10 protein-coding genes are annotated in these 14,899 nt (G+C 45.9%); 5 read left to right on the top strand and 5 right to left on the bottom strand.

Annotation, left to right across the window (positions count from 1 at the left end; genetic code table 11):
• Nucleotides 1-2: 2 nt before the first annotated feature.
• From CYCME_RS04840 to CYCME_RS04820, 5 genes are read left to right on the top strand one after another with little or no spacing between them, the layout of a single operon-like run.
• On the top strand, nucleotides 3-674 hold the full coding sequence (locus CYCME_RS04840) for an abortive infection family protein (RefSeq protein WP_020932291.1): 672 nt from the start codon (nucleotides 3-5) through the stop codon (nucleotides 672-674).
• Nucleotides 667-3,852: a type I restriction endonuclease subunit R gene (locus CYCME_RS04835; protein ID WP_020932290.1), complete on the top strand. Its 3,186-nt coding sequence runs from the start codon at nucleotides 667-669 to the stop codon at nucleotides 3,850-3,852. The genes CYCME_RS04840 and CYCME_RS04835 overlap by 8 nt, the downstream gene beginning before the upstream one ends.
• Nucleotides 3,853-3,867: 15 nt before the next feature.
• Nucleotides 3,868-6,066, top strand: a complete 2,199-nt coding sequence (locus CYCME_RS04830; RefSeq protein ID WP_020932289.1) for an McrB family protein — start codon at nucleotides 3,868-3,870, stop codon at nucleotides 6,064-6,066.
• On the top strand, nucleotides 6,066-7,193 hold the full coding sequence (mcrC, locus tag CYCME_RS04825) for a 5-methylcytosine-specific restriction endonuclease system specificity protein McrC (protein ID WP_020932288.1): 1,128 nt from the start codon (nucleotides 6,066-6,068) through the stop codon (nucleotides 7,191-7,193). The genes CYCME_RS04830 and mcrC overlap by 1 nt, the downstream gene beginning before the upstream one ends.
• Entirely contained in the window at nucleotides 7,193-8,047 is an 855-nt protein-coding gene (locus CYCME_RS04820) for a restriction endonuclease (RefSeq protein WP_020932287.1), read from the top strand. Before mcrC ends, CYCME_RS04820 begins: the two co-directional genes overlap by 1 nt.
• Here CYCME_RS04820 and CYCME_RS13300 read toward each other — a convergent pair.
• From CYCME_RS13300 to speA, 5 genes are all read right to left on the bottom strand, one after another.
• Nucleotides 8,036-8,140: a glycoside hydrolase family protein gene (locus CYCME_RS13300; RefSeq protein WP_420480300.1), complete on the bottom strand. Its 105-nt coding sequence runs from the start codon at nucleotides 8,138-8,140 to the stop codon at nucleotides 8,036-8,038. The two genes, CYCME_RS04820 and CYCME_RS13300, sit on opposite strands and share 12 nt — an antisense overlap.
• 411 nt (nucleotides 8,141-8,551) lie before the next feature.
• Entirely contained in the window at nucleotides 8,552-9,445 is an 894-nt protein-coding gene (gene speB, locus CYCME_RS04815) for an agmatinase (protein WP_041932902.1), read from the bottom strand.
• 28 nt (nucleotides 9,446-9,473) lie between these two features.
• Nucleotides 9,474-10,664: a carboxynorspermidine decarboxylase gene (gene nspC, locus CYCME_RS04810; protein ID WP_020932284.1), complete on the bottom strand. Its 1,191-nt coding sequence runs from the start codon at nucleotides 10,662-10,664 to the stop codon at nucleotides 9,474-9,476.
• Nucleotides 10,664-11,902 (bottom strand): saccharopine dehydrogenase family protein, encoded by a 1,239-nt coding sequence (locus tag CYCME_RS04805; protein ID WP_020932283.1) that lies wholly within the window; start codon nucleotides 11,900-11,902, stop codon nucleotides 10,664-10,666. The genes nspC and CYCME_RS04805 overlap by 1 nt, the downstream gene beginning before the upstream one ends.
• Nucleotides 11,902-13,860: a biosynthetic arginine decarboxylase gene (gene speA, locus CYCME_RS04800; protein WP_020932282.1), complete on the bottom strand. Its 1,959-nt coding sequence runs from the start codon at nucleotides 13,858-13,860 to the stop codon at nucleotides 11,902-11,904. Before speA ends, CYCME_RS04805 begins: the two co-directional genes overlap by 1 nt.
• Nucleotides 13,861-14,899 lie beyond the last annotated feature (1,039 nt).

Here is a 14,899-nt window from a genome sequence, read left to right as displayed (position 1 = left end):
TAATGGATAGTGGAATAATGCGCAACTCTGAATCGCTTATCAGAGAAAGCCCAGATAGATACAAACTGACACGTACCATAACGGCTATTAATGCTGGTTTCAAAGACAATGAATCAGGTCTCGTTATAGGGCAATGCAAAGCGCTAGTTGAAAGTCTTTGTAAGTCTATTTTGTCGGAAAACTCAATTGATATAGAAGCAAATATCTCAGTTGGCAAGCTTGCCAAGAAGGCAGGAGCAGCAATTGGAATTGGCAATGAATATGGTGAAGATCAAAAAACAAAAGAAGCATTCATAAAACTTATTAATAGCTTCACTCTGTCACTTGAAAACGCAATTTCGTCAATAGGAACACTTAGAAACGAATATTGCCCATTAGCACATGGTCGCTCAAGTGATCAAAAACCATTACATATGCTTTATGCAGAGTTTGTGGCAAGCCAGACTGATGCACTTATAGTATTTTTTCTCAACCTTATTGAACATAAAAAGAACTTTGTACCAGAGATAAATTTTTCAGAAAATGAGGATTTTAACGAGTACTTAGTTGAAGAGTTTGGTGAAATAGAAATTTATGGAGATAAATATCAAGCACCGGATATATTGTATCAAATGAATGTTCCAAAATATAAAACTGCATTGTCTGAGTATCGAACAGGAGGTGGCGATGATTAATGAACAAACGTTAGAAGAGAACTGCCTCGCATGGTTTGAACAAGGAGGATGGGAAGTTTTTAACGGTGCAGATATCGCACCAGATAGTCCATACCCTCAGAGAGACGACTTTAGCCAAGTTGTGTTAAATGGTCAGTTGCGTACAGCTTTTGAGCGAATAAATACCCATATTCCAGAGCAACAGATTGAACATTGCTTCGATCAGTTTAAGGCGATTGTTTTAAAGCCTGAAAGCTTGGATTTGATCACTAATAACCGCGCATTTCATCGGTTGTTATTGGAAGGTGTGCCGGTTGAATACAAAAAAGATGATGGAGAGTCTTCAACGGATGGAGAGACAGTTTCAGACCATGCTTTTATCATTGATTTCGATAACCTAAACAACAACACCTTTTCAGTCGTCAATCAGTTCACGATTACTGGCACTAAACAGCCACGTCGGCCTGATGTCATTTGTTTTATCAACGGCTTACCGATTGCTGTGCTTGAGCTGAAAAGCCCGAGCGATGAAAATGCCGATATTTGGGATGCCTTTAATCAGCTGCAAACCTATAAAGATGAAGTCTCAGACCTTTTCATCTTCAATGAGGCGTTAGTCGTCAGTGATGGTTACACAGCTCGGGTAGGCTCTCTAACTGCTAACCAAGAGCGTTTTATGCCTTGGCGCACTATTAAAAGTGAAAACGATAAACCGCTACTGGAGTGGCAGCTAGAAACCATGGTTCGTGGTTTTTTTGATCGTGAGTTACTGCTGGATTACATACGATTTTTTGTATTGTTTGAAACAGACGGCGAGCAAATCATTAAAAAGATTGCCGGTTATCATCAGTTTCATGCCGTGCGTGAAGCGGTAAAGGCCACGGTCATTGCGGCGCAGCAAATTGATGGCGTAACAGAGAAGCGGGCAACCTATGCCGATGAGGTAGTACCTGGTAGTAAAAAAGCCGGTGTTGTTTGGCACACTCAAGGCAGCGGCAAAAGTATTTCAATGTGTTGCTATGCCGGAATGTTGCTTCAGCAAAAGGCCATGAATAACCCAACGCTGATTGTTGTTACCGACCGCAATGATCTTGATGGACAGCTCTATGCCACCTTCTGTAACGCGGTAGAGCTCTTGAAGCAAACGCCTGTTCAAGCATCTGACCGAGATGCGTTAAGACAGTTATTAGCTGAAAGAGAATCCGGCGGCATCATTTTTACCACAGTGCAAAAGTTTGCCCTGCTTGACGACGAGAAGCATCATCCAATTCTCAATGATCGTCACAATATAGTTGTTATCTCAGACGAAGCACACCGCAGCCAATATGGCCTGAAAGCCACCTTAAGTGCCGATGGCCAATATAAGTTTGGTTACGCCAAGCATATGCGCGATGCGCTACCGTCGGCTTCTTTTATTGGTTTTACCGGCACGCCGATTTCTCAAGAAGATAAAGACACTCGCGCTGTATTTGGTGGTTATGTGTCTATCTACGACATTCAAGATGCAGTAGATGACGGTGCAACCGTGCCTATTTATTATGAATCGCGCTTGGCAAAGCTTGATTTGAACCATGCTGAAATCGCTGAGTTGTCCGATCAGGTTGATGAAGTGGTGGAAGACGAAGAGGATGTAAGCAACCGCGAGAAAACCAAGGGGGAATGGAGCCGTCTTGAAAAGCTAGTTGGTGCGACGCCTAGATTAAGCCAAGTTGCGGCTGACTTGATCGAGCACTTTGAGACACGCAATGCCACTATGGATGGTAAAGCCATGATAGTGGCTATGAGCCGTGATATCTGTGCGCATCTCTACAATGAGATTATTGCACTGCGCCCAGAATGGCATTCGGATGATCCTGAAAAAGGGGCGATTAAGATTGTGATGACAGGGTCAGCTTCGGACAAGCCACTTTTGCAACCCCATATCTATAACAAAAAAACCAAAAAACGCTTAGAAAAGCGCTTTAAGGATCTCAACGACCCACTGAAGCTCGTCATTGTTAGGGATATGTGGCTAACCGGTTTCGATGCGCCTTGTTGTCATACCATGTACGTAGATAAGCCGATGAAGGGGCATAACCTGATGCAGGCGATTGCCCGGGTTAACCGCGTGTTTAAAAACAAGCCAGGCGGTCTAGTCGTTGATTATATCGGTATAGCCAATGAACTTAAGCAAGCATTAAAAACCTATACAGACTCTAAAGGTAAAGGCGAGCCAACACTCAATGCAGAAGAAGCGTTTTCCATTCTTTTAGAAAAAATTGATGCTATCCGTGGCATGTTTGGGAAAACACCAAAATCCGATGGTTTGGACATATCGGGTTATGAATCACAAGCGCACAAACTCTTGGTGCCTGCCGCTAACTATGTGCTCGGATTAGAGGATGGCAAAAAGCGTTTCTTAGACTTAGTGTTGGCGGCAACAAAATCATACTCACTATGCAGTACTTTGGATGAGGCTAAAGAGTTAAGGAAAGAAATCGCCTTTTACTCAGCCATTAAGGCCGCCATCAGCAAATTTACCAGCGTAGATAGAAAGCGCACTCAGGAAGAAAAGAACTCGGCACTGAAACAGATCCTAGATAACGCAGTGATCGCCGAAGGCGTTGCTGACGTGTTCGCACTTTGTGGCTTGGACAAGCCCAATATTGGTTTGCTATCGGATGAGTTTTTAGAAGACGTGCGACAGATGCCGGAGCGCAACCTCGCCGTTGAGTTACTTGAAAAACTACTCAAGGATGACATTAAAGCGAAAACACGTAATAACGTTGTGCAAGAGAAAAAATACGCAGACCGCTTGCAAGAAACGCTTAGAAAGTACAATAACCGCGCAATTGAAACAGCTCAGGTCATTGAAGAACTTATTCAAATGGCCAAAGAGTTTCAGGAAGAAATGATGCGCGAGGCTGAACTGGGGCTAAACCCAGATGAAATCGCGTTTTATGATGCCCTAGCCAACAATGAAAGCGCAGTACGTGAACTTGGCGATGAGATCCTTAAAAAGATTGCCGTCGAAATTACTGACAAACTCAGGAAATCGACCACGGTTGATTGGCAAGTTCGTGACAGTGTTCGAGCTAAATTAAAAATACTCGTGCGCCGCACTTTACAGCGTTACAAATATCCACCTGACAAAGCCGCTGAAGCAGTAGAGCTTGTGTTAAAGCAAGCAGAGTCATTGTCAAACTCATGGACGAAATAAAGGGTGCTTTTATAGATGACAACAAATAAATCTAATTCATTCTGGTTTGTGGGTGCATCCTACGGCAAAGGTAGTGAAGACCAAACGGAGCGTTTTCTCAACGATGGCGTTTGGCAAAATGGCTATGAAGATAAATATCTCGATGTAGTCCGCAGTATGCAGCCGGGCGACAAGATTGCCATTAAATCGTCATATACAAGAAAGCGAGAGCTCCCTTTTGATACTAAAGGCCAGACTGTTTCAGTAATGGGGATCAAAGCTATTGGTGTGATTACCCGTAATCATGGCGATGGCCGGTTTGTCGATGTTGAATGGCAACCACGCTTTGAGCCTGTTAATGAATGGTATTTCTATACCAATCGCAGCACTATTTGGCGCGTTTCTCCCGATGATTGGATGACAGAGGGGCTTATTGACTTCACTTTCAATAGTAAGCCCCAGGATATAGATCGTTTTCGCAATTCTCCCTATTGGAAGGAGCGCTTTGGTGATACCCCTGTCGATAAACAGCGTTTTAAATGGACCCAATTTTACGAAGATTTTGCCGACAAGCTATTAACTTACAAGGATGATCGTGCTTCTTTAATGGCAGCCATCCACGATTTACCGAACAAAATTGAAAGCATTTCTGTCCTTCAAGATCAGCCTAAGGAAGGCACAAAAGAGTTGCTAAGTGATATTTGCCCGTTTACCGTCTTCGGCCTGTTTAACCGGGGCATTACCGATGCTAACCGAATAGCCATCGCAAGCGAGCTTGCTGCTTTTTTGAAAGTTGAAACGCCTGTTCCTAATTCCTTTGAAGGTATCCCTGTTGTTAATAATCAGCGCTCTTGGTTTTTTGGATACAAATACCGACGGGGTGAACATGACATTGATACATTATGGAACCTTTTTGAGGCCGCCATAGAACACGCTAATAACTCAGAAACTGATACCGCAGAGGCACTTTACGACGCTTATGAAACTGCGACTAAATGCTGGGGAACCGGCTGGAACCTCTCAATGGGGCTGTATTGGATTAGACCATGGAAGTATCTGACACTTGATGGCCAATCACAGATATACATCACTAAAAAGCTGGGTTTAGAAATAGGCAAGAATGGTGAAAAAGGTCGCTGTAGCTCAAGAGATTACTTCGGCCTGATTGATGATCTAGAAACACGATTTCAAGAGGACGCCTACCCCGTACACTCTTTTCCAGAACTGTCGCTCTCGGCCTGGCTATTTAAGGATACCGACACATCCGCTCATCCGAATGCTACTGACCTTGATGACGAGGAGCTATCGGCAGAAGAAGACGAAGTTGCTGTTCAGACTGCGCCTATTGAACCTTATACAATTGACGACATCATTGCCGATGGTTGTTTTCTTGAAAGAGAAAGCATTGCAAAAATAATTACTCAGCTTAGACATAAGAAAAACCTTATTCTCCAAGGCCCTCCGGGAACTGGTAAGACATGGCTTGCAAAGAAACTTGCATATGCGTTAATGGGCCAAAAGGACGAAAACTCCCTGCGTGCTGTTCAGTTTCACCCCAATCTATCATATGAAGATTTTGTGCGTGGTTGGAGACCATCAGGCGAAGGAAAACTAACTCTCGTTGATGGCCCATTTCTGGAAATGATTAATGAAGCCAAAAAAGATGCGAGCATCAAACACGTTGTCGTTATCGAAGAAATTAACAGAGGAAACCCTGCTCAGATTTTTGGCGAAATGCTCACATTATTAGAGGCTGACAAGCGTACGCCAAGCGAAGCTTTAGAGCTTAGTTATCGTCGAGCTGAAGGCGAAAGAATCCATATTCCCGCTAACCTTTATGTTATCGGCACTATGAATATTGCCGACCGTTCATTAGCACTTGTTGACCTTGCGCTACGTCGCCGATTCGCATTTTTTGATCTTAAGCCAGCGCTCGGTGAGGCATGGCGCAACTGGGTTCATAGTAAGGCTGGTATTGATAACGATTTTTTGCAGTTAATTGAGCAGCGCATAGTCTCACTAAATAACGAGATCTCAAAAGATCGTAACTTGGGTCCTCAGTTTAAAATCGGCCACAGTTATGTAACACCACCGTTAAATACAAAGATTGAAGATGCTGCAGCATGGTTTCAAGGTGTCGTAGAAACTGAAATTGGGCCGCTTCTTGAAGAATACTGGTTTGACGATATAGAACGCGCTATCAAATCCAAAGACGCTTTGGTTGAAGGCATCTAGTGTCTGCCGTTATTGAAGCACAAAGCCAAACCACTTCGTCGAGACGATTAGGAAAGATTCCTGTTCGTAACCTGTGGTTGTTGATGCTCTATGCTTCAGATCTTTATCGCCACCTAGGCACCAATAAAGTCGACGTAGAAGACAACCCAGAAGACATAGCCGATTTGGTTGCCGAGATTCTCTGCCATCAAGTTGAAGAGCGCATGATGCGAAATTTAAGCTATGGGTATGAACCGAAAGTTGCTGTAATCAGTCGAGTTCGTGGACGCATAGATACCCTAACCACCGAGCGGCAAAGGCTACTTGAAAAAGGAAAGGTATGCTGTCGTTTTGATGAGTTAACGGTAGATACTCCGCGCAATCGCTATGTTAGATCTGCATTAGAACGTATATCAAAGCTGAATATTAAAACAACTCTTGCGCATAAATGCCGAGCCTTAATGCTGAGTTTAGAACGTCTAGGTGTGAGCAAGGCAAAGCCAATAAATTACAGCGGAAAGTCGGAAAGATTTGGTCGCCATGACATTAGCGATCAGAAGATGGTTGCTGCAGCCGATTTGGCTTTTTCACTTGCTTTACCCACAGAGTTTGACGGTCAATTTCATCTAACAGCTCCTGATACTCAAAAAGAGTGGCTTAGAAAATTATTTGAAAAAGCTGTAGCGGGTTTTTATGCCGTAGCACTAGATAAAAGAGAGTGGCGAGTATTGGCTGGAAAACAGTTTGATTGGCAGATATCAGATAAAAGTTCAGGGATCGATGAAATTCTTCCCAGCATGAAAACAGACATCATTATTGATAATCGTTCATCAGACAAGCGTTTGGTAATCGACACAAAATTCAATTCAGTGACCACCAAAGGTTGGCATAGAGAAGAGACTCTTCGCAGTGGTTATATCTACCAAATGTATACTTACCTTAGAAGTCAGGAAGACACTTCGGCCCCCAAATCACTTGAAAGCATTGGCATGTTACTTCACCCGACAGTAGATAAAGAAGTCGCTGAGATGGTAACAATTCAAGGTCACCCAATATGGTTTTGTACTGTTAATTTAGGTGAGTCAGCTATTTCAATCAGAGAACGCCTACTTGTTCTTTTACAAAAGAGTTTCCAGGAGAAAAAATAATGGTCACATTCGATCAACTTATGCTGCCGCTATTAAAGGCATTAGTAAACCTTGGGGGCTCAGGCAGCATCGACGAGATATACGAAGAAGTTGTCGAGCTTGAAAAGTTTGATGAAGAAACACTAGCAGTTCTGCACAACCCCGAAAAAAGCAGCCAAACAGAGATCGGCTACCGATTAGCTTGGGCCAGAACCTACCTTAAAAAAGCAGGCTATCTGGAAAACTCTTCTCGTGGCGTGTGGGCGTTAACTGATAAGGCCAAGCACGCCCCGGAAATTGATAGCCGAGAGATCGTTAACTTTGTCCGTTCAATGGATAAGAAGACTAATGACAAAATTGTAGACCCCAGCGACCCTTCTTCGTCAGTTGACGACTCTCCTGAAGAAGCACTTGCCTGGCGAGAGAAGTTGCATCATGTTTTGATTGAGGAAATGAGTCCCGATGCTTTCGAGCGATTAACGCAGAGACTATTACGTGAATCTGGCTTTGTTCATGTGGAAGTGACTGGCAGGACGGGTGATGGTGGCATTGATGGAAAAGGCATCGCCCGCATAAATGGGCTAATGAGTTTCCATATTGCCTTCCAATGCAAGAAATACAAAGGCTCTGTAGGCGCCCCAGAAATACGAGATTTTAGAGGCGCTACAGTTGGTCGAGCAGACCGGGGCATGTTCATTACGACAGGCAGCTTTACTAAAGCTGCCATTGAAGAAGCAAACAGAGATGGCGCGGCTCCTATTGATTTGGTCGATGGAGACCAGCTAGCTGACAAACTGAAAGAGCTTTCACTTGGAGTCAAAACAGAGCTTGTTGAAAAAGTGACCGTCGAGCCTGACTGGTTTTTAAGCTTGTAACCGATAACTTATTGATTCAGCACTCCTCCGTTTGCGGAGGCCGTTTAGCTTTCGCCCACCAGCCCACACCCAGCGCATCAGCTGCTCTGGCACTCAGGCCCTAGCTATAATTCTTTTATCGTTAGCTATGGTGCCTAATGGACTTCATCGGTTGAGATAACGGGAACTGAACCCGCGTCCCGTCCCACCACCAAATTTTTAAGCCCTAATGAGCCCTCACCAGCCATTAGGGCTTTTTATTTACAGGACGTAATGTATGTCGCGGTGAAATGGATGCCAAAGAACGACGATTACCCCCCAACTTTACGACCAGAAATTAGGGCTGATGCGGACAATTGCCTATTAACTCGCCCTCAAACAGCTTCAAACCTACTCCCTCCAAGCAGCTGGCCTCATACTCCAGCACAGGATCAAACCACGTCAAATACATACGTCATAGTAAAGCGTTTTCAAAGAGCAACACTTTCTATTACTTGACTTCTCAAAAGGTAACTTTCTCTCTCTTCACGACATCATATTTGACGTTCGCTGTACTATACCCATCATTTTATAACTGAGTAACGCTGCGGCAAAGTCATAGGCGTGAAGATTCTGGAGCGGCGAAAACTCCATAATATCGAAACCGATAATTTGTCGATGCCTGGCGACAGATTCAAACAGATTCAAGGTTTGGTACCAGCCGAGTCCACCGGGTACTGGTGTGCCAGTGGAGGGAAAAACGGAGGGATCAAGGCCGTCAATATCGACCGTAAAAAAAACTTTTTCAGGAAACGCATCGGGTAGCTGAATACTCTGGATTGCCTGGGGCACTAGCTCATCGGCATCCTGGTAATAGATGTGCGGATTGCTTTCCCGAATAGCCTTCTCTTCTCCACAGTAGGCTCTGATGCCCAGTTGATATAGGGGGATGCCTTCGTCAACGATGCGCTTCATCACCGATGCGTGGCTTAATGGATCTCCTTCATAGGCGTCACGCAAATCCGCGTGGGCATCTATCTGCACCACACCAAAGTCTGTTACCCCAGCGTCAAGGTAAGCTTTGATCACACCATAGGTAACCGTGTGCTCACCACCTAACACTACCGGCATGCTGCCAGCGTCAAGGATCTGCTTAACTGCCATAGCAATGGACTCAATCACATCCTCGGCCTGACCTGAACAATCGACCGCCATGCAAGTGTGAATACCCAGGGAGGATGGATTGGAGTGCCCATCCCAGGTTTCCAGCTGTTCGGATGCAACCAGTATGGCTTCGGGCCCTCTTGCGGTACCCGAACCGTAGGAGACGGTCTTTTCATAAGGCACTGGCAACACGGCGAAAGCCGCTTCTGCCAACGGGCACTGCTCAATTTCAGATGCCAGAAAAATAGTAGGTTGTCCTTGTTTGTCGATCATCATGTTGCCCTTTCTTTGCTTTAAAGCACGCTTATGACAGCCTGTTTTTAAAGTCGTCGTAACCAAACTCACGCACAACTCGCAAGTCATCGGTGACGGAGTTCCATATCGCAATAGCCGGTAATTGGGTGCCGTTAAAGGTTGTGGTTTTAACCATGGTGTAATGGGCCATATCTTCAAAGACGATGCGGTCGCCCACCGCTAACGGTTTTGCAAAGCTGTAATTACCCATTACGTCACCCGCCAGACAAGTCAACCCGCCCAGGCGGTAAGTATGAGATTCATCTGTCGCTTCAACCTCACCGAGAATATCGGCCCGGTATGGCATTTCCAGTGTGTCGGGCATATGGCAGGTGGCAGAGGTATCCAAAATCACCTGTGGTAATTGATTAAAACCGATATCTAACACTTCGGTAACCAATACCCCGCTGCCGATGGCTATCGCCTCCCCCGGTTCTAAATAAACCTCAAGCTGATAGCGCTGTTTGAACTGCTGAACACAATCGACAAGGGCATCGATCTGATAATCTGGGCGTGTAATATGGTGACCACCGCCAAAATTCACCCAGGCCATATTAGCCAGAATATCTGAGAATTTTTCTTCGACCACGGTTAAGGTTCGTTTCAACGGTAAGAAATCCTGCTCGCACAGCGTATGGAAATGCAATCCGGATATCAGTGCGAAGGCTTGTTGAAAATCGTCTTGCGCCAAATAGCGATCCAACTGCTTACGAGTAACTCCCAGCCGAGAACCCTCGGCACAGGGATCATACAGCGGAACATCCCCTTCTGAGTGTTCGGGGTTAACCCGTAGGCCAAACTGTAATTCAGGGCGCGAGTGTTTCGCCTGCTCACATAGGCTTGCAAAGTGCAGTAGCTGGGAACAGCTGTTAAAAACAATATGGTCAGCAAAACCTAACAGTTCAGATAAATCTTTCTCGGAAAACGCGGCAGAAAAAACATGTACTTCGCCGCCATAGTGCTCCTTACCCAGTTTGGCTTCATGTAAACCACTGGCGCAGGTACCCGACAAATACTGTCGCGTCAGCGGTGCCAATGACCACAATGAGAACGCCTTGAGAGCCTGCAAGACTTTGGCGCCGCTGCGTTGTTCTACGTTCTGCAATATCTTCAGATTGCGCTCAACCGCCACTTCATCAATCACAAAACAGGGTGATGGCAGGCGCTGTAGATCCAACCGGGTAAAATCGGTGAACTGCATTATGAATCCGTCTGCCCTTCAAGATCGAAGCCATCGAGCTCAATCACTTTCCAGGGTAAACCACAGGCGTTCATCGCCTCCATAAAGGGGTCGGGATCAAACTGTTCGATGTTAAACACACCCGGTTCCAGCCACTGCTGTTCGAACATCAACTTTGCGCCAATCATCGCTGGCACACCCGTGGTATAGGAGATGGCCTGCGATTGCACTTCGCGGTAACAACTTTCATGGTCACAGATTTGGTAGCAGTACATGATTTTCGGCTTGCCCGCTTTTACACCTTGCACAACCGTACCAATACAGGTCTTTCCCTTGGTTCTTGGCCCCAGAGTCGATGGGTCAGGCAGCAGTTTGGCAAGGAATTGAATCGGTACAATTTTCTGACCCTCATACTCCACTTCTTCAATGCCAGTCATGCCGACATTTTCCAATACTTCCAGATGCTTCAGATAATTGTCCGAAAAGCTCATCCAGAATTGCGCTCTTTTGAGGCTCGGGTAATGCAGCGACAGCGACTCCAACTCCTCGTGATACATGCGATAGATGTTGTAGGTCCCTACGCCGTCGGGGCAGGTAAAGGAGGCTTTTTTGCTCATCGGCGGCGTGGTGACAAACTCGCCATTTTCCCAGTGCCGACATTCAGCACTCACTTCGCGGATATTGATTTCGGGATTAAAATTGGTGGCAAAGGGATAGCCGTGATCACCACCGTTTACATCAATAATGTCAAGTGTATGAATTTCATCAAAATAATGCTTAGCCAGGTACGCGGTGAATACGTTGGTGGCACCCGGGTCAAAACCGCTGCCCAACAAGGCGGTTAGACCGGCATTTTTGAATTTGTCCTGGTAAGCCCATTGCCATTTGTACTCAAATTTGGCGGTATCCAAAGGCTCGTAATTGGCGGTGTCCATGTAGTGAACGCCCGCTGCCAGGCAGGCGTCCATAATGGTCAGATCCTGGTAGGGCAAGGCGACGTTAATCACCAAAAATGGCTTTTCGTTATTTAATAAAGTCGTCAGTTCAGGTACGTTGTCTGCATCGACCTGCGCAGTACGAATAGTAACGCCCGTATTCTTTTTGACGCTCTCAGCGATGGCCTTGCATTTTTCTTCCGTACGGCTCGCCAGAATAATCTCAGCAAACGTCTCTGCCTGCTGTGCGCATTTGTGGGTAACCACATTGCCGACACCGCCGGCACCAATAATCATCACTTTGTTATTTGCAATGTTGCTCATCAGTGTTCCTCTTTCTCAAAATAGGTATAGCCATCAAGACTAGCTTTAAAGGCCTTCATCATTTGCTTGCGTTTTGCCGCGGTAATTTTTCCCTGCTTAACGGCTTTTTCTGCCAACTGGCGAAATTCTTCGGTCATGATTTTGGTATCGTATTCCACATAGGAAAGGACATCGGCGATACTGTCACCCTGAAATTCACGCACGAAATCATAGCTGCCATCGGCATGGATATGCACGCTGACAACGTTGGTATCACCAAATAAGTTGTGCAAGTCCCCCAGGGTTTCCTGGTAGGCTCCCACTAAAAAGACACCGAGATAGTATTCCTCACCCTCGTGCACAGTATGCAGGCGCGTGGTGCGCTGAATGCCCTTGGCATTGGAGAAGTGGTCAATCTTTCCATCGCAGTCGCAGGTGATATCGGCAATCAGGGCATCCCGATCAGGCTCTTCCTGCAGCCGGTGAATCGGCATCACCGGGAATACCTGGTCTATCGCCCAGATATCCGGCAGGGACTGAAACAGGCTAAAATTGCCGTAATACGTATCCGCCAGCATTTCGGGCAAGTTATTCAACTCGGGATAATGTTTATCTGTTTGCTTGAGTTCGACAGCGACTTTTTCCAGCACTGCCAGGGTGATGTTATCGGCTATTGCCCGATCACTTAAGCTGGCTTGCCCACGCCGAAATAATTCACGCACCTCGTCGCGATAAAACAGGGCATCGTTGTAACACTCCTGAAAATTGTCGGCAGCCACCACCTGATTCACCTGCCATAGGTTGTGCACCAGCTCATGACTGCTGCCCGGCAGGCTATCGGGTAACGGTGCCGGGCAATGATCGCGCACATCCAATACGTTAAATAGCAGCATTGAAGAATAAGCAACGGTAGAACGACCCGACTCTGAGATAATCACCGGGTGAGGAATAGCCAAAGGGTCTAAGCATTCGCAGATGGTTTCAACGATATTGGCACAGTATTCATCAAGTTGATAATTCATACTGTGATGGCTATTCGTACGCGCACCTTCATAATCAACAGCGAGCCCGCCTCCCAGATCAAGAAAGCCCATGGGGGCACCCTCTTCCATCAGCCCACTATAGAAACGGCAGGCCTCCAGCACACCACTGCGGATATTACGGATATTGGGAATTTGCGAACCCAAGTGGCAGTGCAAAAGCTGCAGGCAATGCAGCATATTGCTCTCCTTGAGTTGCTCTACCACCTTGATTAGCGAAGCCGTGGATAAACCAAAAATGGAACGGTCACCGCTGTCTTCGTTCCAGTGGCCATCAACAATCACTAAGGGACGAATACGGACGCCTAACAAGGGTTCTATGCCGAGCCGTTGACTACACTCAAGAATAATTGGCAGCTCTGAGGGTGTTTCCAAAACAAAGAAACACTTCAGGCCCATTTCCTTGGCGTAAAGGCCCAATTCAATAAATTCTGAATCCTTATAGCCATTACAGATAATCAGGCTCTGATCATCTTTCAGCTTGCTCAGCGCGATAATCAGCTCGGCCTTACTGCCTGCCTCAAACCCGTGATGGTATCCGGCCCCAAAATCAGCAATCTCTTCTATGACATGGCATTGCTGGTTTACCTTGATGGGGAAGACACCACGGTAGTGATTTTGGTATGAATACTCGTTGATCGCGTGCTTAAAAGCTTCATTTAAGGCTTTAATGCGGTCATCCAACAGGTTTTCGATACGCAGAATACTCGGCATTTCGATGCCGCGTTCTTTCATACCCTGAATAATATCGAGCAGAGCAACCTGGCTGGCTTGTTTACCCAATGGCAACTGTGCGACCAGCTCTCCGGCTGCCGAGATATCAAAATAGCCTTCTCCCCAGTCGCGTACGCCATAAAGCTCAAGGCTTTTGGCAATTGACCAGGAAGCGTCATATGGAGTGGCCACCAATGGTGACCCAGATGGAGATTTATCTACCATCAGGCATTCCTCACTGTATAGAGTCTATTTGCGGCGGCCAACCCTTATGGGAAAGGGGGCAGCGCCATCATCAAGACGTCGCTGTAAGCTTGCGCGTCTTCTCATCAGTGGGAAAACGCGTGGGCTAGGAGTACATAAATCCTCTAGGGGCTTTCGAAAAAGGGGGCAATTTTAAGCCTAATTTGGCAGAAATCAAGAAAAATTATCGGCTTTTCGATATTTTTATAGGTACCTTACAGCACTTAGGAAAAGTGGCGAGAACACCTCTGAATAATGCAACTTTGCTCAGGCTTCGTAATCTACGAGCCTCTTTAAAGTCGTCTCCCCCCAGCGATACACAAGCCGACTCTCATGTGTATTGCCGTCATAAAAAAAGCCTGCGTTGAACTATTTGGCAACCACCATGAACGCTCAAAACTACGGATCAAATCAAGCTAATTAGGGTTGGTTAGGGGCATAAATATCGATAGCTAATCGCAGGTATTTAATGGACTTGTTCGGTTGCCGAGTTAGGGAACTGAACCCGCGTCCCGTCCCACCACCATTTACCAGTCTAACACAGACCAAGAAAGTCCAAGAAAGTCCAAGAAACCCTGCTATGTAGCAGGGTTTCTTGCATCTAGCACCCCAACCCACCCACCTCGATCTATTCGCATCACATCTCAAATTGGGCAACATTAGGGGCAACAAGTCTTATCAAAATTGAGTTGCCCCCATATGCCATTAACCAACATAAAAATTAAAAATGCTAAGCCGCGTATAAAATCTGACGGAAGCACAACAACAAAAATTTGCCGTTTTTCAGGTAAAAAAGGCTTACACCTTGAGGTTGGTCTGAATAGCTGTCGAAAACTTTACTAAACTGCCGCTTGTGCAAAATCCGGCTGCATTCCAACACCTCAATGCTCTAGTATAAACGCCTCTCCACATCTCTTTTTCGCCCTTCCCTCACCCCTACAACCTGCTAAATAAGCCTGAGTTTTCTATTTAAGTTCACTCTTAACCCTGCCTTAACCCTACTTTTGTCATACTAAACTCA

The organism is Cycloclasticus zancles 78-ME, assembly GCF_000442595.1.
GTDB classification, from domain to species: domain Bacteria; phylum Pseudomonadota; class Gammaproteobacteria; order Methylococcales; family Cycloclasticaceae; genus Cycloclasticus; species Cycloclasticus pugetii.
Note: the sequence above shows the minus strand (reverse complement) of the source record. Positions and strands in the feature narration are given on the sequence as shown.

What these genes read in the sequence shown, in the direction of transcription:
- CYCME_RS04840 (WP_020932291.1), top strand. Translation starts at nt 3, where the DNA reads ATGGATAGTGGAATAATGCGCAACTCTGAATCGCTTATCAGAGAAAGC.
- CYCME_RS04830 (WP_020932289.1), top strand. Translation starts at nt 3,868, where the DNA reads ATGACAACAAATAAATCTAATTCATTCTGGTTTGTGGGTGCATCCTAC.
- CYCME_RS04835 (WP_020932290.1), top strand. Translation starts at nt 667, where the DNA reads ATGATTAATGAACAAACGTTAGAAGAGAACTGCCTCGCATGGTTTGAA.
- nspC (WP_020932284.1), bottom strand. Translation starts at nt 10,664, where the DNA reads ATGCAGTTCACCGATTTTACCCGGTTGGATCTACAGCGCCTGCCATCA.
- CYCME_RS04805 (WP_020932283.1), bottom strand. Translation starts at nt 11,902, where the DNA reads ATGAGCAACATTGCAAATAACAAAGTGATGATTATTGGTGCCGGCGGT.
- speB (WP_041932902.1), bottom strand. Translation starts at nt 9,445, where the DNA reads ATGATGATCGACAAACAAGGACAACCTACTATTTTTCTGGCATCTGAA.
- speA (WP_020932282.1), bottom strand. Translation starts at nt 13,860, where the DNA reads ATGGTAGATAAATCTCCATCTGGGTCACCATTGGTGGCCACTCCATAT.
- CYCME_RS04820 (WP_020932287.1), top strand. Translation starts at nt 7,193, where the DNA reads ATGGTCACATTCGATCAACTTATGCTGCCGCTATTAAAGGCATTAGTA.